This is a genomic window from Acidicapsa ligni (assembly GCF_025685655.1).
In the GTDB taxonomy this organism is placed as follows: domain Bacteria; phylum Acidobacteriota; class Terriglobia; order Terriglobales; family Acidobacteriaceae; genus Acidicapsa; species Acidicapsa ligni.
In genome coordinates this window covers 687,983-708,655 of the sequence record NZ_JAGSYG010000003.1, presented here as the reverse complement: position 1 = coordinate 708,655, position 20,673 = coordinate 687,983, and the positions used below count along the sequence as shown (strand labels likewise).

Below are 20,673 nucleotides of genomic sequence, written 5' to 3'. Positions count from 1 at the left end.
GCATGGGGGATGCGGGAAGGCTATTTCAGCGGTGGGCCCGAAGCAATTACGCAAACTGCTGATGGCTATATTTGGATCGGTACAGCCGATGGCCTCATACGATTCGATGGCACGAGATTTGTGCCATGGTCCGCCATCAATTCTTCTAATCAACAGCTGCCCTCACCACGGATCCACTCACTCCTAGGTGGACGCGACGGAAGTTTATGGATAGGAACGGTAGTTGGGTTGAGCCGCTGGAAGGATGGCCAACTCACGAATTATGACGATACGCCGGGAATGATCGGCGACATCCTCGAAGACAAACACGGACAAGTGTGGGTTCCGCATTTTTCCCTCGACAAACCCCGGGGATCGCTTTGTCGCGTCATCGACTCCAAATTGCAGTGCTATGGGAAAGCCGATGAGATTCCCTTTAATGGAGACCGCGGCCAGTCGATAGGAGAAGATGCTTACGGAAATATCTGGATAGGCAGCGACACCGCAATTCTTCGATGGAAACCGCGCGCATCCCATCTTTACGCACTCAATGGGTTGAGATCGAATGTGGGTCAAGGAGGAGTGGTGTCCCTTGCCTTCCCCCTCAACGGACCACCCTGGGCTGGAACGGCTGTGAGAGGGCCCGGTCTGGGACTTCTGCGTCTGGCCAACGACACCTGGAAACCTTTTGTCATGGGCAAATTCGATGGGTCCAGACTGGAGGTACTCACACTGTTGCTTGATCACGCGGGGAGCCTGTGGGTCGGCACAGCGCGCGACGGAATCTATCGTGTTGTAGGCGACAAGGTAGATCATTTCGGCAAAGCCGATGGGCTCTCCAGCGATAGTGTGCTGAGTCTTTATGAGGACCGCGAGGGAAACATCTGGGCCGTCACTACAAGAGGCCTGGACAACTTCCGTGACTTGTCGGTGGCCACCTACTCGACGCACGAGGGATTGGCTGGTACTGAGGTCGACTCCCTCGCCGCTTCGCGCGATGGCACCGTCTGGATTGGAAGTGCGGAGGGACTGAATTTTTGGCGCGACGGCGCCCTGGGGTCAATTCGCATGGGGGAGGGGCTGCCAGGAACCCAGGTGACCGCCATGGTCGAGGACCATATGGGACGGTTATGGACTGGAGTCGACAATACACTCAGGGTCTATCAAAACGGGAGATTTCGTCTGGTCGACATGCCGGACAAGAGTCCGACGGGATTGATTCACGCTATCACTGAAGATACGGATCACAATATCTGGGCTGAGGCGGGAGGCGGCTCGGAGGGGCGGCTTCTTCGCATACGAAATATGCGAGTCCTTGATGTGATACCAGTCTCGCGGATACCAACTGCTCAAAGTCTCGCGGCCGACGCAGAGAACGGGATCTGGTTGGGACTATGGACGGGCGATTTGGCTCGATATCGTCTCGGGAAATTGGAGACCTTCACCTTTCGTCACGGATCAGGCAGTACTGTAAGGGACCTCCTGACAACCAAGGATGGTGATGTGCTTGGAGCCACGCAGTACGGTCTCATTGCGTGGGGCCACGGTAGGCAACAGACACTCACTGTCCGGAATGGACTTCCCTGTGATCGCATCAATGCCATGGCGCTCGACAGCGAGGGAGGGCTGTGGCTCAATGCACAGTGTGGATTAATCAAAGTTGCTAAACGTGAACTTGATCGATGGTGGCTAAAACCAGATAGCAAGGTACAGATCACTATACTCGACGCATTGGATGGCCTAGAGACCGGTGTCGCGCCGTTCAACGCCGGCGCTACGTCAGTTGACGGGCGGTTATGGTTTAGTAGCGGTTTTGCATTGCTAATGATCGATCCTCAACACCTGGCGGAAAACCATATCCCTCCACCTGTCCATGTGGAAAGAATCATCGCCGACAGGCGTATCTATTTAGCTCAGCCCAATCTTCTTCTACCTTCTCGTACGCGCGACATCGAAGTGGACTACACGGCACTTAGCTATGTGTCTCCACAAAAGGTTCGTTTTCGTTATCGGCTAGTCGATCATGATGCAGATTGGCAGGATGCTGGAACGCGTCGACAGGCTTTTTACAACGACCTCCCTCCTGGAAAGTACAGATTTCGAGTCGTCGCCTGCAACAACGCCGGCGTTTGGAATGAAGTAGGCGCCGCGCTGGATTTCAGCTTGCTTCCTGCCTGGTATCAAACGGCATGGTTCCGCCTTTTATGCGTTGTACTGACAGCAATGGTTGTGTGGTCTCTTCACCGTATACGGCTCCATCAGATCGCGTCCGCAATGAACGCACGGTTTGATGAACGCGTGGCCGAACGAACCCGTTTGGCCCGCGAGCTACATGACACCATGCTGCAAACTGTTGAGGGCAGCAAGATGCTTGCGGATGTCGCGCTAGACGAACCTCTCGAAGCTAACTATCTGCACCGCGTAATGGAGCGATTGTCGATTTGCCTGGGCCACGCGATCGAGGAGGAGCGCGCTGCCATTACTTCGTTGAGATTGTCCATGAGTCGGAAGAACGATTTGGTAGAGGATCTTCAGCGAGTAATCGATGAATGCTCCATCAAAACTCAGATGCAGGTTGAATTTACTGTTCACGGCGTGACGACTCAAGTCCATCCGATTATGCGCGACGAAATTTATCGCATCGGATACGAAGCAATTCGAAACGCGTATCAGCACTCAGGAGCCAGTCGGATACAGGTGCAAATTAGCTATACGAAAGGCGTTGTCCTTACTGTTGTGGACAACGGCAGGGGTATTGATCCGGTTGTGTTGCGTGGCGGTAGACCAGGTCATTTCGGGTTGCAGGGTATGACGGAACGGGCTCAACGTATCGGCGGCGTGCTCGACGTAACGAGTACTCCTGGAGCAGGAACCCGCGTTGAACTCATTGTGCCTGCGCATGTTATCTTCCCGGAGAAGAAGCGCGATGTGTGGAACTTGTTCCTGAAAGCAATCATTTCGCGCTTGCATAAGAGCCGACGACGCTAGACCACTTGAGAACGACCATCGCCCATGAGCCCTAAAGAAAAATGTAGGGCCGACACCATTCCTTCTAACGTTTCGTTCTCCTGTATGACCCCGTAATCTCGGTAGTGCATCGCGACAATGATGCGCTGAACATTCGATAAGGCTGCAGAGGCACACGCTGCGGCTTCGCGATTTGTTTTCGAGATTGTGATCACGGGGGACATATGGCCACTCTCACGGCTGTCGTTACAGCATCGCTCTGCGACGCTTTGAAGGAAGCGACGGCGGCGCGCGGAACACCCGTCGGCAACATCGTCTCAACGGGCTGTGAGCGAGTATCTGAAGTCGGATGGTCACCGCGTGTTTCTAATTTCTACTGCCGCGGCACTGGTTGAAGGGTGAGTCAAGGTGCGGTCTCATCCAGAACCCTCTTTGAACATGATGATTTCAGACTCGGTACGCGGGAGATCACTCGATGAGGCGGCTCGCCTAACTAACACGGCCCAGTCTTGGCCTCTGCTAGTCAGAAGGTGCGAGGCAATTTTGAATTGCGCGCTCCACATTTGTAAGTGGGTTTCGCAAGAGCGGCGTTCGACGACAGATTTAGAGGAGTCATGAATGAAAAACGAAATGGATAAAACCATCATAGAAAACCACTCTCGAAGGAGATTTCTGGGAGCCGGCTCGGCGGCGCTAGCAGCAGTGGCAGTCACTGGACTTACTGCGGATGCGCAGGAGCGAGCAAATATTCGAAAAGCGGAGCACGACCATTCATCGAGTAATCCAGGGCAAGAGAATAAGACGATTCTGGACGAGAATCCTAATTCCAACATGCCGCCTCCAACTGATTCTGGCGATACAGTGCCCATCTGGTATTCCTTCGATTTAACCAAGAAGAGGGTAGAAGAAGGTGGCTGGACACATCAGGTGACAGAACGCGAGTTTCCATCTTCAAGAGACATAGCGGGTGTCAATATGCGATTAACTGCGGGAAGTTTCCGCGAATTGCATTGGCATACGGCAGACGAGTGGGCCTATGTGCTCTATGGCAGCGCGCGGGTGACAGTGATGAATCCAGACGGGTCGATGTTCATTGAGGACGTAAGCGAAGGGGATCTCTGGGTCTTTCCGGCAGGATACCCTCACTCCATTCAGGGACTTGGCCCGGACGGCACCGAATTCCTTTTGGTATTTCCTCAAGGATCATTTTCCGAAGATGGTACGTTTCTTCTCTCGGAATGGGTTGCACACACACCCCCAGAGGTGTTGAGAAAGAACTTCGGTCTGGACGACGCGGCTCTGGCAAAATTGCCAACCGGTGCGCTCTACATCTTTCCGGGAGAACTGCCTGGGACGCTCGATCGGGATAAAACGCAGATTGGCAAAGCGCTGGAAAATCGACTTCAATATACCTTCAAGATGAAGTCTATGCTGCCTACGAAGGCAACGAGCGGCGGTGAAGTTCGTATTGTGGATTCGCGAAATTTCCCCGTCTCGAGGAATATTGCCGCAGGGTTAGTGACGATCAAGCCTGGCGGGATGCGTGAACTCCACTGGCATCCAACATCCTCGGAATGGCAGTTTTATGTAGCAGGTAAGGGAAGGATGACGGTCTTTACCCCGGTTGGTAACGCACGAACCATGGATTACAACGCCAATGATGTGGGCTACGTTCCGGCTGTTGCCGGCCATTACGTCGAAAATACGGGAGATACAGATCTCGTCTTTCTAGAGCTTTTTGCTTCCGACCTGTTCCAGGACGTGTCGCTGAACAATTGGTTGAGGCATCTCCCTGCCGAAGTTGTCGCACAACATCTGAATCTGGATGCAGGCAGCATTAAGAAAATACCCGAAGAGAAACAAGTAGTCCTGAAATAGCAGCCTCCGGTGCAAACAGCGAATCGGTGGGCGGCGACACGACGCTTGCTGAACATCGCGGAGAACATTGATGCCTACTCTCAATTGTCAGATTTCGCAATCTCTCCAAACAGTCCTTGAGCAGCGATCCAAGGATAGCGGCGAATCTATCGACCATCTTGTCACGAGTACATTGTCGCGGTGCCTCGGTGTTCCGCTTCACACACTCTTCCAGGTTTCTACATCAGCAGCGTTAGTTCAAGGCATCTACGAAAGAGCCGTCTCCAGCAGCGATCTGCTCAACTATGGTGACCTCGGGCTTGGCACATTCGATAACCTCGACGGCGAGATGGTCGTGCTCGACGGCAGTATCTATCAAGTGCGCGGCAACGGCACCGTTGCTAGGGTTGTCGACGATACAGGAACACCTTTCGCTGTGGTCGTTCGCTTTGTAGCAGACCAAGATCAGACCATAGAATCCGTTACGAGCCTGGAATATCTCACTCGGGCCTGCGATCGGTATCGCGATTCCAACAATCTCTTCTACGCCTTCCGCATCGATGGTCGTTTCAAGCACATTCATACCCGAGCTATGAAGCCGACATTGAATGGGATTCCACTGGCGCAAGCTGCCACGACTCAGCCTGAGTTCAATTTCAAGGATATCGAAGGAACGCTCGTGGGCATTTGGGCTCCTCTGTTCTCCAAGACATTCAATATTGTCGGCTATCACTTTCATTTTCTCTCGGAGGACCGCACCAAGGGAGGGCACCTGCTCGAGTGCAGCGGCACAAACCTTCGCGTGCGTGTTGAGAGGCTGAACGATTTCCATCTCGCTCTCCCTGAGTCAGAAGAATTTCTACGAGCCGACCTCACGAAAGACACCTCCAAAGATCTTGCCTTCGCAGAGCAAACACGTCAAAAGGAAAAAGCCTAATGTCCAGCGATAAACAGCAAACCAAGCAGTTCAGCGGCGCAGATGTCCTTGTCAAAACCTTGGAACAGCAGAAGGTGAAATGGGTCTTCGGAGTGCCAGGAGCGAGGATCGACAAGGTATTTAACACTCTCGTTGATTCCTCGATTCAAACCGTCGTTTGCCGCCACGAGCAGAACGCCGCCTTCATCGCGGGAGGTATAGGACGCTTGACCGGCAAAGCCGGTGTGGCAATCACTACTTCTGGTCCAGGAGTCTCGAACCTTGTTACCGGACTTGCCACAGCAAACACTGAAGGGGATCCAGTGATCGCGTTCAGCGGGGCGGTACCCATCGCCGACAGACTGAAGAAGGTTCATCAGTCGATGGACTCAGTGAATCTCATGAGGCCGGTAACCAAGTATAGCGCTGAGGTCGATTCGCCGGAATCAGTCTCGGAAGTAATCACGAATGCGTTTCGCAGCGCAGAGTCAGACAGGCCAGGCGCAGCCTTTGTGAGTCTACCTATGGACATTATGATGGCACCTGCCAGGTGCGATATTCTCACTCCACCCGAGTACTCTGGTACCGGCCCCGCGGACGCCGCCGCAATTAAGGAAGCCGCCCGTCTTATTAATCAGGCGAAGACTCCAGTTGTTCTGCTCGGCTTGTTAGCGAGTAAACAGGAAAACGCTGTTGAAGTTCATGTGCTGATTGATCGCGGAAGGCTTCCGGTAATCGGAACCTTTCAAGCCGCGGGTGCTGTCTCGACAAATCTCTTCAGCAACTTTGGCGGGCGGGTTGGTCAAATCAACAATCAACCCGCAGATGAGATTCTTGCGGCGGGCGATCTGATCATCACCATAGGATATGACCCCGTCGAATACTGGCCGGCCCTCTGGAATAAAGGTATTACACGCACCATTATCCACGTGGACGCTCTTCCGGCAGATATCGACAACTCTTATAGCCCGACCGTAGAGCTGATAGGCAATATCGCCGCGACCATTCAGTTGTTGACTCCGCTTATCGCGCCTCGCGCTCCAGATCCATCCATCAAAAAGCAACTCGATAAGATCGCTCAGAGCCGCGAGGAACTGGCACGCTCGTCCGCAATGATGAATGGCATTCCTGTCCATCCGCTAAGGCTCGTCTCTGAGCTACATAGAATATTGACGCCCGATATGACTCTGTGTCTGGACATGGGCTCCTTTCACCTTTGGATAGCAAGGTACCTCTATAGCTTTCGCGCCAGACAGGTATTGATCAGCAATGGCCAGCAAACATTAGGTGTCGCGCTCCCATGGGCGATCGCGGCCGCGCTTCTGCGTCCTGCGGAGAAGGTCTTATCTGTTTCGGGTGATGGAGGTTTCCTCTTTTCCGGTATGGAGCTTGAAACCGCCGTCCGGCTTCAATCGAATCTCATTCACATGATCTGCATCGATGGAACTTATGACATGGTCGCTGTACAGGAAGTCGCAAAGTATGGCCGACCTTCGGGTACTACCTTTGGTCCAGTAGATCCTGTGCAATACGCAGAAGCCTTCGGCGCTCGCGGGTTCATCATTAGATCTCCAGATCAGATTGCTCCCGTACTCAAGAAAGCTTTCGACATTCCGGGACCAGTGCTTATTGGAGTACATGTTGATTATCGCGATAATCACAAGCTCTTCGAACAGGTAAACGAACGGAGCATCCATTAAACCTGGTTTGAACTTGCAGTCGTCATTAGTAGCGAGGCACGGGATGGCAAATAGCTTATGAAAACAGGGAGTCAATCCATGGATCATTTTGCAATCCTCTACAAGTCCACTGATATCGACCATGTCGATCAGATGCTCCCTCCTGAACGCTGTTTAGGCACATGGTCGAACCAATCATTAGTCAGGGTCATTGCCCCGTTGTTATCCCACGACATACGACATCATCTTTCGATTGTTTACTGCAATGCGGAGTTCATGAGTGAGTCTGCAATAGAGACCGAACGCAAGCAACTCTTCGAAGAACTGAAACTAGCCATAGGCGATGTGACTAAGCTGCTTGATTTCATTCTTTTTAATGCTAGGAGAGCCGTTCCACTGAAAGATGTGACGGAATCTTTCAATCGCTTAATTGACGAGATTGCGGCAGCAATCCGTCCGCATCCACATGCTACAGGGGTAAACATTTCGATTCGCGATTCACCGTCGATCGCCGCCCATTTCAACAAGACAATCGTCAGCAGCGCTGTGTACAACTTGGTGCTGAATGCCTGTCACGCATCCCGGTGTGCTGCCGAACCCGGCAGGGTCGAGATATCGCTTCACGATGAACCATCATTTGTCTGTATTCGTGTAAGGGACAATGGCTCCGGCGTTCCCGCATGGATGCGGAAGAGTTTGTCTTTGCCGATCGACGCGGCAGATATGCAGGATGGGAGAGGGCTGGGCATCACGATCGTTACATATGTCGCTCGTGAGTATGGTGGGAGTCTTCAGGTTGAAGCGAGTTCTCCCGGCTACACAATATTAGCTCTACGATTTGCAAAGACCGTCCTTGCTTCTCGAAGACACGCAAGCTCCATACGGGAGGCTGAATGAATCAATGACGTAATGACGTGAGAAGTATTTCCCCATGCCAGGAGATGACCGGACCGGTGGCAAAGTTGAATGTACAGTCCTCACCGGATTCTCGTATCTATCCGCCGAATCGGACGTGTAGGCGAATTAGTGCTTTATGACGATTCCTCTATCTATTCAACAACTTCGTATGATCTAGCCCACGGAAACACAGGAAGGTGATTATGAAACAATTTGCGCGTATCCAGCAAGGCGCTTCAGTTATTCCAATACTCGTCAGCGGCACCGAATTATTGGACCTACGATCCCTCATCCCCGATATCACACCCGAGGCGATAGCGAGTGGTGTCCTGAATGAATTCGATGTCGCATCGCTCAAGCCCATTACCGGGGAAGTGCAATATCTAGCACCTATTCACGGCGTACGCCAGGTGCCGGCGACGGGTTTCAACTACAAGAAACACATCCAGGAACTCAAAGTTCCAACTCCGACTGAGCCCGAAGTTTTTCTAAAATCGCAATATTGCCTGACTGGCCCTTTCGACCCGATTCGTCGTGGTCCAAATCCCGACGTCAAGCTAGATTGGGAAGTTGAGCTTGCAATTGTCATTGGTCGCGAGGCACAGGACATCAAAGCCGAGGATGCAGTTGACTACATTTTCGGTTATGTGTGTCTTAACGACGTTTCTGATCGTGCGACTCAAGTTGATGCCGAACGCCAGCACCACCTCGTTCGTGCTAAGTCCCGTCCCACGTATGGCCCAATCGGCCCGTATCTCACAACAGGTATCGATCCAATGAATGTTGACTTGTGGACGAAGGTCAATGGGAACTATGAGCAGCAAGGCAACACGAGTGACATGATATTTCCGGTCTACGAGATGCTTGCCTATTTCTCGCGCCACATGAGGATGGTTCCCGGCGATATTTTGGCGACTGGGACACCGCCGGGTGTAGGAATGGGCAAAAATCGCTTCCTTGCTGTGGGCGACATACTGGAGTGCGGCATTTCCAATCTTGGTGCCCAGCGGCACGAAATCATCGGATAATGCCGATCTAAGATCAGTCCTTCGATCCCAATCGATGCCTATCAGGAAGCTAGCTATTACTGCATGGCGACACTTGCGCCAGAGACGATTTGATGACCAAGGCAGTGCGAACGGTAGTTTCGCGCTGCCCTCCCTAAATGTCTTTCGTTCAATTGTTGCGAGATATTCGTTACGCTTCCCACCGCGACTTCCTCGTTGAGATTGAATATCCGAGATGTTGTCATCTCAGCAAAACACCTAACTGTAAGAAGGAGCTACGGTGAATATCAGTAGGTTATTTGCGGCACTGATTCCTATATTCTTCGTGCTGATCCTCGGCTACGTTGCAGGCAGACGACACACCTTCAACTCCGAACAAGCATCGGGCTTCAGTAAATTGGCGCTGGGTTTCGCATTGCCCGCTACTCTTTTCGTTAACATGACGGATATTCCCAAAAATCTTCTTCTTCAGCAGAGTGGTCTCGTCGTTGCTCTTTTCATCTCTCATATTGGCTTGTTCCTTTTGGCGCTGTTCGCCATGGAGCAAATTCCTTCGCTCAAGGGAACCCCGGCTGCTATTTACGCGCTAATGCTTTCAAGTTCTGCTGCGCCTGTCTTTGGCATCCAAGTCTTGCGCCCCCTGCTCGGAGAGACCAGCGCGGGCACTGTAAGTCTGGTCGCTCTGTCGATTGATTTCGTGATCCCCCTAGCTATCATTTTTCTCGAGATGAATAGTGCGCCGGGCTCAAGTGCGCTTAATCAGGATTCGCCCATCGCTATGGGAATCAAGAATGGCCTCAAGTCGCCTTTACTGTGGGCTCCCGTCTTGGGAATTCTCTCTGTCCTGGTAGGAATCCACGTCCCCACGGAAGTTTCGAGTTCATTGTCCATGATTGGTTCCGCAACCGCCGGTGTTGCGGTATTCACCGTTGGCCTCATTCTCGCCGCTCATGCCTTCCGGTTCTCCAGAGCCGTCGTACTGGGAACAATAGGCCGCATCACCATACAGACTGCGCTGCTTTTCGCACTACTACGATGGATGCATATAAGCGGGCCGTTCGCTCGCGAAGCCTTGGTATGCGCGAGCTTTCCCATGGCTACAGTCGTCGTTCTGTTCGCGGCAAAGTACAAGACTTTGGAGGACGAGACAGCCTCGATTCTCCTACTTTCCACAACCTCGCTGTTTGTGACCGTGCCGGTCACTCTTTTCATGAGTAGTTGAGGTCCATTGAATCTAGTGACAACCGCGGTCATAACAATCTGTCAGCAACTATAGGAATCGTCAGGTTATTCGCCGTAGGAACTGACCTCCATTCCCCTGAGGCTAACATGGGCTTATCCTGCGGCAATCCCACTTCTCATTGCTAATACGCGGACCGCACACGCCAGATTCGGGGAGGGTGCTGCGGGGGACGAGATTTGCACGATGTTCGGATTTTCTGGAGTTGGTCGAGACGTGGCATCGCTTCAACTGTTGCCGCAACGTTGTGGCGGAAAGCGAGGGGAGAATGCCGCCAGGATGACGATGTGCGGACCCAGTCGATTGTTGGCCGAATATGTGCAGTTCGGAATCGAGACAGATTGATGAGCGCATCTACGTCGAGATGACGCCCATTGACGATTGGCGCCTCAAAAAGGCGTACCGCTCGCTTTCGAGCGCAGTGCAGCATCTCATGAAATTTTTCCAGGACGGGAGGATCTGAGGCCAGTTGCGCAAATGCATTATGGATGGCGTAGTCCGTTTGCCGTCGATGATTCCGAACAAAATGCTCAGACCAAGACATAAACTTCTCCTATTTTCTAAACCGTTGAGCGAGCAGTACGAATGTGCGCCGCCGATGCTACGTACAAAAACAAAGGGGCCGACTACTGCGGTCGCGGCATGCCTGCGTTTTTGTACGGTTTAGATAACAGAGAAGAACATCACGACCCAATGATAATGCATTCGTCAATTACCATCACGGCCAAACGCTTCGGCCTAAGGTAATCAACGCCCACACGTCTGCCAGGCAGATTGCAAGGAACAATTGCGTCAGAGTTGCTCATTACAAACGCGCTTTTTGTAAGTAACGCATAGCGCTTCAATGAGTGCATTGGCCTGTTATCGCCAAGTGAGATTAGGCATCGCATCAGGATCGTCAAATGATGCGGAGTTCATGAGTCCCTGGGAGTAATCCCTCACCATGCCCGCACCACGAGAGCTTTCATCAAGTCGATGTCGTCATGGAAGGTCTAGCCAATCTCCGTCCCCAACTACTGGGGACACTCCTGCGAGAGTGCAGGAGTGTGAAGGTAAAGCGGCTCTTCCTCTGGTATGCAACCAGGCATGGACATGCCTGGTTCAGACATCTGGATCAGTCTTCCGTCGACCTCGGGAAAGGAAAGCGTCAACTGGTTCCCCAGGGCCACTTCGACTCGCGCTATCAGATCACTCTTCCAATGGAACTATTCAGCACTAGAGGCAGCAACGATGGCCAGTGAAATCTTCGAGGCACAGGTTGCCATACTCGTCCGCGTATCGCCTCATGTGGCGACCTGGACTTGCTTTGCTCTCAATGGCGAACAGCAATCAATCTTTTCGTTCGAGACCTACCCCGCCTCTCGGTGGACATCGATCTGGTGTATCTGCCGATTGCGGATTGAGAGACCTCGCTCATCGAGATACGATCTGCGCTGGGTCGTATTGCCCAGAAGATTCACAAAGCAAGATCCATGTGCCTTAATTGTTGAGGATGAGTTCTCTGGACATCGATCGGTTGTCCAGGGTGGTGGAATGGAAAACGGCAGCGCGAACTGTTGATACAATTTCGCTGGATTGGCCTTGCAACAATTCGCTACTGAATCGGCCGGACCAGAGAATCATTCCTTGCATCGTCGTCAATTGAATCTGCACAACAGCTCCCTCTGGCGCTTGATGCAAATGACCATGAAGAGCAAATTGAACTCCAGACCGATTCCAATAACAAAGCTGGTCCGCGGAGGGGGCGCAACCACCGACAGAGTTCCGAAACACTTTGATGTTCGGGACCATTGCGAGCTCGTGAATCAATTCTTCTTCGAGATTGCGGGCGAAATGTTCAAGAGTAGATTCCGTGTTTCTTGCGCTAAAAGGGATGACGCCTATCGAAAGAGTCTCTCCTTGGAACGACGATATCGAGGGAACAGCAGCTTCAAGTCTGCCCACGAATCGCGATGGATAGCGCATTTCGATTAGTGGCACGTAGCTTCCAGTTGCGAATGCGATTCTCACCCTGCACTGCTCCGGGAAGTTGGAGTAATACTCTCTCAACTTTGTTCGAAGACGTCGCGCTTCGGTACGAACGATTGTGTCTTGTGTTGGATCATAGGTTGCCGACCTCTTATAGACCTCTATCCCTACGGTGTACTCTTTGAAGCAATCGGCTTTTCCTTCGAGAAGATAGTCGATCGCCGTGGACAGGAAGCACGATAGTCGTATCGACTTGATAAAGAATCGACTTCTGAGGATTCGACCCAGTTCCTCCCGTACCTCTTCGTGAGTCCAGGTGTTCGACGGGGCGGCGGGAATAAGCACTTGGTTATGAGCTTCGAACATTTGGGGTGTGATGTGCATCTTCGGTCCTCCGCGAGCGTTTAGCTCGATTACGCTGTCAACCAGCTTGCCGTGGTACAACTGCCAATATGGACATCTTCTAGCGTAGAGTCCTCCAACTCAACGCCTATTCAGGGATGGTTTCATTCACCCATTTGGGCGAGAACAGGGCGTATGAAGGCATGGAGCCAAAAGCTGCGGTTCAAAAAATCCGTATCCTAGTGGTCGACGATCATCAGATGGTGAGAGACGGCGTACTCGCCTCAGTGAAAGGTCAACCTGACATGGAAATCGTCGGCGAAGCCACATGCGGTCAAGAAGCGGTGACACAGTTTTTTCAAACTCGACCCGATGTCACATTGATGGATCTTCGTCTTCCAGATATGTCAGGGCACGAAGCAATCACGCAGATTCGAGAGACATTTCCGAATGCCCGCATCATCGTGCTAACGACGTATCAGGGCGACGTACAAGCGGTTAAGGCTTTCAAAGCGGGCGCGATGGCCTATCTGCTCAAGAGCTCTCTACGAAAAGACTTGCTGACCACAATACGAGCCGTGCAGGCTGGAAGAAAAGTGATCCCGCCGGATATCGCCGTTGCTATGGCTTCGTACGTGGCCGATGATGAACTCTCTGCGCGAGAGTTGCAGATTCTCAGACATGTTGCAGAGGGTCTGTCGAACAAGCTCATCGCTGATCGTCTCTCGCTCAGCCCTGACACGGTAAAGTCGCATCTTGCGAATACGATGGCGAAACTCAATGCAAATGATCGGACACACGCAGTGACCATTGCTATAAAGAGAGGTTATTTTGACTTGGATGTTTGAGGACATACCGTCTGGTGGTGGGCGGAGCGTGAAATGAATCTAAAGCGCCTCATATGGTTTTGCCTGTTGCTACTCCTAGGCTTTTCGCAGCCCTTGTTCGCGGTCAATCCAAACACAGCGATTTCTCAGTATGCCCATACGGCTTGGCGCCTTGAGGACGGTCTACTGAACGCGCCACCTAGAGCAATTGCCCAAACCAGGGACGGATACATTTGGATCGGCACCGAAGCGGGCGTGCTCCGATTCGATGGCGTCCGATTTGTTCCTCTAGACTATATCGCTGGAAAACCACTTGGTCTCGGTGGAGAAGTATGGAGCGTGCTAGGAGCTTCTGACGGAAGTCTTTGGATTGGGGGTGGTAATCACCTTTACCAGTGGGATGGGAGAACACTATTGTCCTTCTCCGGGCGGGGAGGTAGATACGATGCGCTCGTGGAAGATCGATCGGGGCAAATTTGGGCTGTGCGTGAGAGGGTTGAGGGAGACAGAGAAGGTGGTCTATGTAGGCCCACGAACGCTACTATCACCTGCCTCGGAGGGAACTCTCAACTGTTCAGTAGCTTCACAGCCACCGTTGATGCCGACAACGCGATTTGGTCAGCAAATGGTAGCGCTGTGTTTCGTTTTGTCTCCGGCAAGTTAACGGTGTTTCCATTGCCATCGAATTCTCTTCGAGGAAAACAGGGATTGGGAGGAGTGGGGGCCTTGGCTCCTGATTTTCATGGGGGCGTCTGGATCGGCTTTCCTTCGCGTGGCAGGGGTTTGGGTCTCGAACACCTCACCGATGGACACTTTCAACCCGTCCAAACTTCCGAGCTCAGCGGCGCTGACCTCGAAGTAAATGTCATTCTCAGCAAGAAAGATGGAACTTTATGGATTGGAACGGAGAGGGACGGCATCCTGCGGGTCAGTGGGAATGGGGTGGAGCGTTACGACTCCAAGAACGGCCTTTCTGGAGATTCCGTCAGGAAGTTTTTCGAGGATCGAGAAGGTGATCTCTGGGTGGTAACCAACAAGGGGATCGATCGGTTCAGAGATAGCAGCGTCATTACTTATTCAAGCGCGCAGCATCTTAGTCTCGACTATTCTGATGCTGCTCTCGCAACCCACGACGGCAGCATATGGACCATCACAAAGAGTGGAGCAGATATTATTCGCGGACGCCCTTTACCGCGACTTACAGATAGAGTGCATCTTCCTGGAACACAGGGAACTTCAATTTTTGAGGACAGAAACGGGTCTATTTGGTTAGGCATGGACACCGAGCTCTATCGAATAACAAAGCATTCGGTCACACGAATCCGCGCCAAAGATGGGAGCTCGGTCGGCATCGTGGGACGCATGGCGGAAGATGAGCAGGGCAACGTCTGGATCTCAACTTTCAGAATGAAGGTTGACAATACGATTCTCTCCTACGTGAAGCCTAACGAAAGTGTGGCGCGACGTTTTGCCGCAGCACTTGGAATGTCAAATGTCACTATGTCGGACATACGTTCGGGCATTTGGATATTAGATCGATCGGGCAACATCGCTCATATCGAGGGCGGAAAGGTTGAGCCCGAGCGGAACAAGTTACTAGAACACAAACATCTATACGGTCTCATGCAAGGGCCTGATGGGACGCTATACATATGGTGTAAAGAGGGCTTGGTCCTCATCCGGGGAGTTGAAGGAAGATTCATTCCAGACCCACAGTTCGCGTCCTGCAAGTTACATGAATCTATCTTTGATCTGAGCGGATCTTTGTGGGCGGCGGGCAAATGCGGGCTCCTTCGAATCCAGAAGGGTGAAGTTGAACAATGGTGGAACGTTCCAAATGCGCGTCCTTGGCATCGGCTCTTTTTTGACGGAGAGGACGGATATAACGTTAATTTGGGCGACTTTTCGCCGGTCCTATCCCGGTCTCCGGATGGAAAGCTTTGGTTTGCAACCGCGAATGGCTTGGAGGTTGTGGATCCAGCACACCTTTACTTCAATTCTCTACCGCCTCCGGTGGTAATCGAGTCATTGATAGCCGATCATGTGCGAGTACCACGGCTCGCCTCAAATGATTTTGCGGCGGGAACGCGCGACATCCAAATCGATTACACAGCGCTGAGCTTCCCCAATCCCGCAAAGGTTTTGTTTCGGTACAAGCTTGACGGGCACGATAAGGACTGGCAAGACGCTGGCACGCGTCGCCAGGCTTTTTATACAAATCTCGGTCCGGGTCACTATTCATTTCAGGTGATCGCCTGCAATAACAGTGGAGTGTGGAACCAACAGGGGAACTCTATCCAGTTCGACATCGAGCCTGCCTGGTATCAGACCTTGTGGTTTCGTTTGGTCACAGCAGCTTTGATCGTCTGTGTTCTTGTCAGCGTGTATCTCCGTCGAAGTCAAGCGATCGCAGAGAGAATTGAGTTACGCGTCAGCGAACGAATGTCTGAGCGGATGCGCATATCGCGAGAGCTGCACGATACTCTTCTGCAGGCGATCCAGGGAATTGTTCTAAGCTTCTCCAGCTTTACGAGTCGTGTGTCGCCAGACGTTAAACAGGAAATGGAGCGCTCTTTAGATGATGCGGAGTGGCTTCTTGTTTCAGGCAGAGATCGTATCAAGGAGATGAGAGGGAACTTTTCACAGGACGGGAATGTGACAGCCGAGATTCATCGGGTAGTAGACGGTCTATTCAAGGATGACAGATGCAAAGTCACGGTGACGGTCCATGGGGATCCCGTACCGTTGAACTCCATCGTTCACGATGAGGCCGTGTGGATCGCTCGAGAAGCCATTACAAACGCTTGCCGACATTCCAATGCTCAACATCTCGACATTCAAATCTCATATGCACTCAAAGACTTTAGGCTGTCGATCCAGGATGATGGCATAGGTATGGATGCGAATGCATTTCTTGCGCACTACAGCGGGCACTTTGGTCTCGTAGGCATGCATGAAAGGGCAGAGGCAATAGGTGGACGCTTCAGTGCCCGCAGCAATGGTGGAAAGGGAACGTCAATTGTTCTCTCGCTTCCGGCTCCGATCGCCTTTGCCCCGCGGCGGAATTGGTGGAGCAAGCTTTTCCACTCCCGGTAAACTCTGAGATATTGACACCAGCTCTTGACCGGCCCTTCGGTGAGCGGGATATCACCTAACTCATCACGGTTAGCTCACTCTGTATGCCGTCCAAAATCTTCTATTGTGAAGGTCATGCCGGTTAGTTGGAATGAGCCGATCAATTGCGATTTAACGTTTTGCATATTGGCACTAGTGCAGCCTTCATTGCGATCAATCCTCGACAAACTGAAAAATGTCGCTTACATGCGCTTGGTTGTTTGCTTGACTGTCGAAGAATTCGTGCGAGTCTCGAGACAGGCTAAGTATTCAGTTGTGCTGCTACCCGCTGATAATCTCGCCTCCCACGAATGGTGCTCGTTATGGGGAGTCGTGTCTCTACTCGATCCTCGTCCCTCGATTCTGGTATACACACTCAAAAGCAATTCCAGGATGTGGGCGAGCGTGCTGGCGGCTGGTGGATTCGACGTCATCACCACTCCCTTCTCGTATGAAAAGTTCAGTGATGCACTCCTATCTGCGGAAGACGATTTTAACCGAAGGATTGCTCCTTGAGAGAGCAATATAGCGTTTTACGGCCCACTCAATTCCTCTGGGCTTGTATGTCGAACGAGAAAGACAGGACTCGGTAAGTTCGTTGTCGCTTGTTGGCTGACCGCTGTTCCGGCTGACCGATTATCTCCACGCTCGATCGCTATCAGCGCCGCAATCGCTTCATCGCTAGCATCGAGAACGTCTTGGGTAATCGAATCGGCCAAACGCGACGCCGGGTTTCGGTGAGCCTTATACGACCATCCTTGCTCTTTTTGTAGAGGTGCACACCAGAGTTTTCCTGGAATCGCTTTGACTGCGCACTCAGGTTAGGCTGCGCCGTATGAAAGTACTCAGCTACAGTTAGAAAACCGTGGTGTTCCAAAATCTCAAGCAGATACCTGAAGTGACAAAACTCGGCCCAATCGTTCATAGAGGACGGCTCCTTGCATTACTAAAATGCGCGTTCGCTCTAGTCCACAGTCTCTTGAGAGACTGTGGAGGCTCTTCGCCAAACTCCCTCAAAAAGAGCGGGGACCCAGCGTTCAGCTGGGCAGCGACTCCAGCTTTGCTCTAAGAACACCAGATCATTCGAGTCAGCATGTTTGTGGGCTTCGCTAAGCTCTAGAACAAAGATTGCATTCTTGTGAAACGGGCAACCTGCAATCTCGCCAGCAGAAGTCGCCTGTCTCAAGATGGTGGCAGGTGCAATGAGGCAATGCGTCGCAGCCGCCTCGGCGGTCGTCGCTAATCGTTTTGAAATATTTCCATGAAGGGTTTGCATTTCGCGAAACCCCTTCACAATGTTGTGCAACGCAACGCCAGTGCCGTGGACGCCGGCAAGGTCACCGTTTACCTTGGCCGCCAAAAGAGCCTTCGCACGGGAAACTTTTCTTGTGAGTCTCCAAGAGATTGTGGTCAAGATACCCTTTGGCCGAGGAGCTGCATCCAGTGTCATCGCCGCAGCCCAGCTCTCGGCGTCCGCTATATACGAATCGACGAAGAGCCGTCCGACGGTCTGCTGGACAAGAATACCTAGCTCCCTGTCGGCTCTTTGCCCCTTTACCCATTCTGCAAGACGATCGAGACCTTCTTCCCCAAGCCTGACCGTGGCTGCTCGTTCATTCAATCGTTCCCATAATGCATCCTGGTCGTGAGCACGGTCCGCATCACCCCGTGGCCTCATGGTGGGAAATCGCTTTCCACCAAAAGACAAAGCCTTCAAGACCTTCCGGAGCAGCAATCCATTCAGGAGTGGCCGAAATGCCAGAAATTTCCGATCTACCCTCGGATCGAGGGAAAGAGCTCTTATCTCCTCAGGATCGGAGACCTTGATGACCTCAATGAGGCCAGGTATTCGATGATTTTCCATGTCAATTTTCCTATTCTCTAGCGTGTCTAGAAACGGTAGTCCAAAGCTAAGGCAAGCGCATTGTTGGCTTTCAGGTTTACGCCCGGAGCGGCACTGGACACTACATGTCCCGTGCCAATATCCACACTCCACTTCATGTCGGGGTAACGTGAGATGCGCACAGCGTAGATCAGCGTGGTAGGGATATTGGCATAGGTTACATACGCGAGATGATGCGGTTCTTGGTCTACTTCAAAGGTCGGTGCGATCAAAACGTGTTTCATCGGAAGAGGAAAGGCAATCGCCCCGAATGTCCGCGCTTGCCAGTTGGTGGCGTTGCCGCCATATCCATAAACCTCTGCGTTCGTGCCGCGAACTCCTCCGCTCAACAGAAGAGGCAATTTTTTCTCTATGACAAGAAGCTTGGTTGCTACCCCGTAGATGTCCCCGTTTGTTGCGTTCTTGTGGACGAAGGTCTGACTGACATAAGGGACATTCGTGCGAAGGACTCCTCCAATCGCCACCGCTGGAACCCATTTCATGTGGTGGATATTTTCGGCGATGACCTTTGCCTTTACATTGAAAATATTCATCCCAGCATAGTTGAATAGGGGACTAAAAGTGGGATCACCTCCATCGGTGTGGTTGCCTCGAGTGAAGCCGAATTCAAGCCAGTTGCCGAAGCCTTCTTCGAGAGACACGTTATAGTAATCTCCCGCTACAGGGCCAGCCGTCACTGCGTGGTAACTGAGCGTTGGACCGTTGAACTTTTTGGGGGATGCTGGAACGACATTGGCCCAAGGTTGAAAGAATACCCCCGACTGTCCGTCCATCGTGAGGGCCTGACCGTCCGCGGAGCGAATGCCCAGGAAGGCAACCGCCAATAGAGTGACCAAAATGTATAGGTGGTGAGGTGTTGTTGTACGCATAGCATTTCCTCCCTCTCGGGGTTCAGTTGTGGCTGAACAAGGGCCGCCTCTTCCAATCTCGGCGGGTGACCGTATCCGGCATATCTATCGCAACATGTGTACACGGGTAAAAAGAGTGATGGAACCGTGAGTTAACAGTGAGAAGTAAGAGCGGCGGCCAGAGCGTGTAACTTCTGCCCGGCAATTCTTACTTCGCCATCTCACTCTTCGACATCGATCGCAATCGGGTGTTCTGCCCAGCCAAGAGCAAAACTCGCCACCTCTTGCCATCCGTCTTGGCCGAGCGTGTAGTGTGTCCGCTCTGGATATTCCTTGTAGGCGGTTATCGCCGATGTCTTCCGGTACAAATGCTTTGTGGTCTTGATCACAGAAGGCGGTGAAACGTGGTCAAGACCTCCTGCAATCAGCAACAACGGCGCCCGCGTCTCATTCCTGAAATCGACAGCCGCCTCTGAATCGGAGTTGAAATTAGCGAATGCCGCTTGGAACACAACATGGTCTGGCCCTGGGACTGCATACTTCTCGTAGACCGCCAACGATTCCTCCTCACTCAAGGTATTTGTGAAGGCATAGTGGAATTGCTCTGCGCTGAGAGGAACGGCTCTGTGGTTATTCGCAGGACTGCTAAGGGCCGGGAATATCACTCTTACGGTCGAGAACGGAAGGAAGAGCACGCCCTTCACCGGAGCCGATGCGATAGCAACTCCTGCCGAGCCGAGGCCGCGATCCAGAAGAATCTGAGTTACCAAACCACCAAACGAATGTCCGATGATAATCGGTGGTTCGGAAAGATCTCGAATGATCGATTCGTAGTGGTCGACGATATCACTTAGGCCGATCGTAGCTATTGTCGAGGGATCCTGCCTCAAAACATCTATGCCGACGTCCATACCGGGCCAACCCCGCGCGATCACTCTGTAACCCTGTTCTTCATAAAACTGAACCCAATGTTCCCAACTCAGTGAGGTCATCCATAGGCCGTGAATGAGTACGATTGTCCGTTTGCTGTTTTCAGCCATAAGAAGTGCTCCTTTGATGATCTTTAGGGACGCGTACTCCCCTTATCCAAGCAGCAGAAGAAAAGGTCCCTAGACTCGGAGTATAGGAA

The 20,673-nt window shown here is 52.2% G+C and carries 15 protein-coding genes and 2 pseudogenes; 13 read left to right on the top strand and 4 right to left on the bottom strand.

Annotated elements, in window-relative coordinates:
• Window positions 1-228: 228 nt before the first annotated feature.
• The 13 genes and pseudogenes from OHL19_RS13205 (at window position 229) to OHL19_RS13150 (ending at window position 17,309) form a co-directional block, all read left to right on the top strand.
• Window positions 229-2,967, top strand: coding sequence for a sensor histidine kinase (locus OHL19_RS13205; protein ID WP_263358165.1), 2,739 nt, complete (start codon window positions 229-231; stop codon window positions 2,965-2,967).
• Window positions 2,968-3,170: 203 nt separating this feature from the next.
• Entirely contained in the window at window positions 3,171-3,341 is a 171-nt protein-coding gene (locus OHL19_RS13200) for a hypothetical protein (protein ID WP_263358164.1), read from the top strand.
• Window positions 3,342-3,564: 223 nt separating this feature from the next.
• Window positions 3,565-4,824, top strand: coding sequence for a cupin domain-containing protein (locus OHL19_RS13195; RefSeq protein ID WP_263358163.1), 1,260 nt, complete (start codon window positions 3,565-3,567; stop codon window positions 4,822-4,824).
• 70 nt (window positions 4,825-4,894) lie between these two features.
• Window positions 4,895-5,740, top strand: a complete 846-nt coding sequence (gene budA, locus OHL19_RS13190) for an acetolactate decarboxylase (protein ID WP_263358162.1) — start codon at window positions 4,895-4,897, stop codon at window positions 5,738-5,740.
• Window positions 5,740-7,419 carry an acetolactate synthase AlsS gene (gene alsS, locus OHL19_RS13185; RefSeq protein ID WP_263358161.1) on the top strand — a complete coding sequence of 560 codons (1,680 nt, stop codon included), beginning with the start codon at window positions 5,740-5,742 and terminating at the stop codon, window positions 7,417-7,419. Before budA ends, alsS begins: the two co-directional genes overlap by 1 nt.
• A 78-nt stretch (window positions 7,420-7,497) precedes the next feature.
• On the top strand, window positions 7,498-8,295 hold the full coding sequence (locus tag OHL19_RS13180) for a sensor histidine kinase (protein ID WP_263358160.1): 798 nt from the start codon (window positions 7,498-7,500) through the stop codon (window positions 8,293-8,295).
• Window positions 8,296-8,498: 203 nt separating this feature from the next.
• Window positions 8,499-9,323: a fumarylacetoacetate hydrolase family protein gene (locus OHL19_RS13175; RefSeq protein WP_263358159.1), complete on the top strand. Its 825-nt coding sequence runs from the start codon at window positions 8,499-8,501 to the stop codon at window positions 9,321-9,323.
• Window positions 9,324-9,582: 259 nt separating this feature from the next.
• On the top strand, window positions 9,583-10,524 hold the full coding sequence (locus tag OHL19_RS13170) for an AEC family transporter (RefSeq protein ID WP_263358158.1): 942 nt from the start codon (window positions 9,583-9,585) through the stop codon (window positions 10,522-10,524).
• Window positions 10,525-11,498: 974 nt separating this feature from the next.
• Window positions 11,499-11,783: pseudogene (locus OHL19_RS13165) on the top strand (type IV toxin-antitoxin system AbiEi family antitoxin domain-containing protein); the annotation flags it as partial.
• A gap of 1,272 nt (window positions 11,784-13,055) precedes the next feature.
• The gene (locus OHL19_RS13160) at window positions 13,056-13,700 is read left to right on the top strand and encodes a response regulator (protein ID WP_263358157.1); all 645 of its coding nucleotides are present in this window, start codon (window positions 13,056-13,058) and stop codon (window positions 13,698-13,700) included.
• Between the two features lie 33 nt (window positions 13,701-13,733).
• Window positions 13,734-13,922: pseudogene (locus OHL19_RS23090) on the top strand (hypothetical protein); the annotation flags it as partial.
• Window positions 13,923-14,405: 483 nt separating this feature from the next.
• On the top strand, window positions 14,406-16,775 hold the full coding sequence (locus OHL19_RS13155; RefSeq protein ID WP_263358156.1) for a sensor histidine kinase: 2,370 nt from the start codon (window positions 14,406-14,408) through the stop codon (window positions 16,773-16,775).
• 261 nt (window positions 16,776-17,036) lie between these two features.
• The gene (locus OHL19_RS13150) at window positions 17,037-17,309 is read left to right on the top strand and encodes a hypothetical protein (RefSeq protein WP_263358155.1); all 273 of its coding nucleotides are present in this window, start codon (window positions 17,037-17,039) and stop codon (window positions 17,307-17,309) included.
• Between the two features lie 142 nt (window positions 17,310-17,451).
• Here the strand turns inward: OHL19_RS13150 and OHL19_RS23085 are convergent, their stop codons facing one another.
• From OHL19_RS23085 to OHL19_RS13135, 4 genes are all read right to left on the bottom strand, one after another.
• Window positions 17,452-17,718 carry a LysR family transcriptional regulator gene (locus OHL19_RS23085; RefSeq protein WP_396126764.1) on the bottom strand — a complete coding sequence of 89 codons (267 nt, stop codon included), beginning with the start codon at window positions 17,716-17,718 and terminating at the stop codon, window positions 17,452-17,454.
• A gap of 39 nt (window positions 17,719-17,757) precedes the next feature.
• On the bottom strand, window positions 17,758-18,657 hold the full coding sequence (locus OHL19_RS13145) for a hypothetical protein (protein WP_263358154.1): 900 nt from the start codon (window positions 18,655-18,657) through the stop codon (window positions 17,758-17,760).
• 26 nt (window positions 18,658-18,683) lie between these two features.
• Window positions 18,684-19,565 carry a DUF3034 family protein gene (locus tag OHL19_RS13140; RefSeq protein WP_263358153.1) on the bottom strand — a complete coding sequence of 294 codons (882 nt, stop codon included), beginning with the start codon at window positions 19,563-19,565 and terminating at the stop codon, window positions 18,684-18,686.
• Between the two features lie 200 nt (window positions 19,566-19,765).
• A complete protein-coding gene (locus OHL19_RS13135) occupies window positions 19,766-20,584 on the bottom strand; it encodes an alpha/beta hydrolase (protein ID WP_263358152.1) in 819 nt (272 codons plus the stop codon).
• Window positions 20,585-20,673 lie beyond the last annotated feature (89 nt).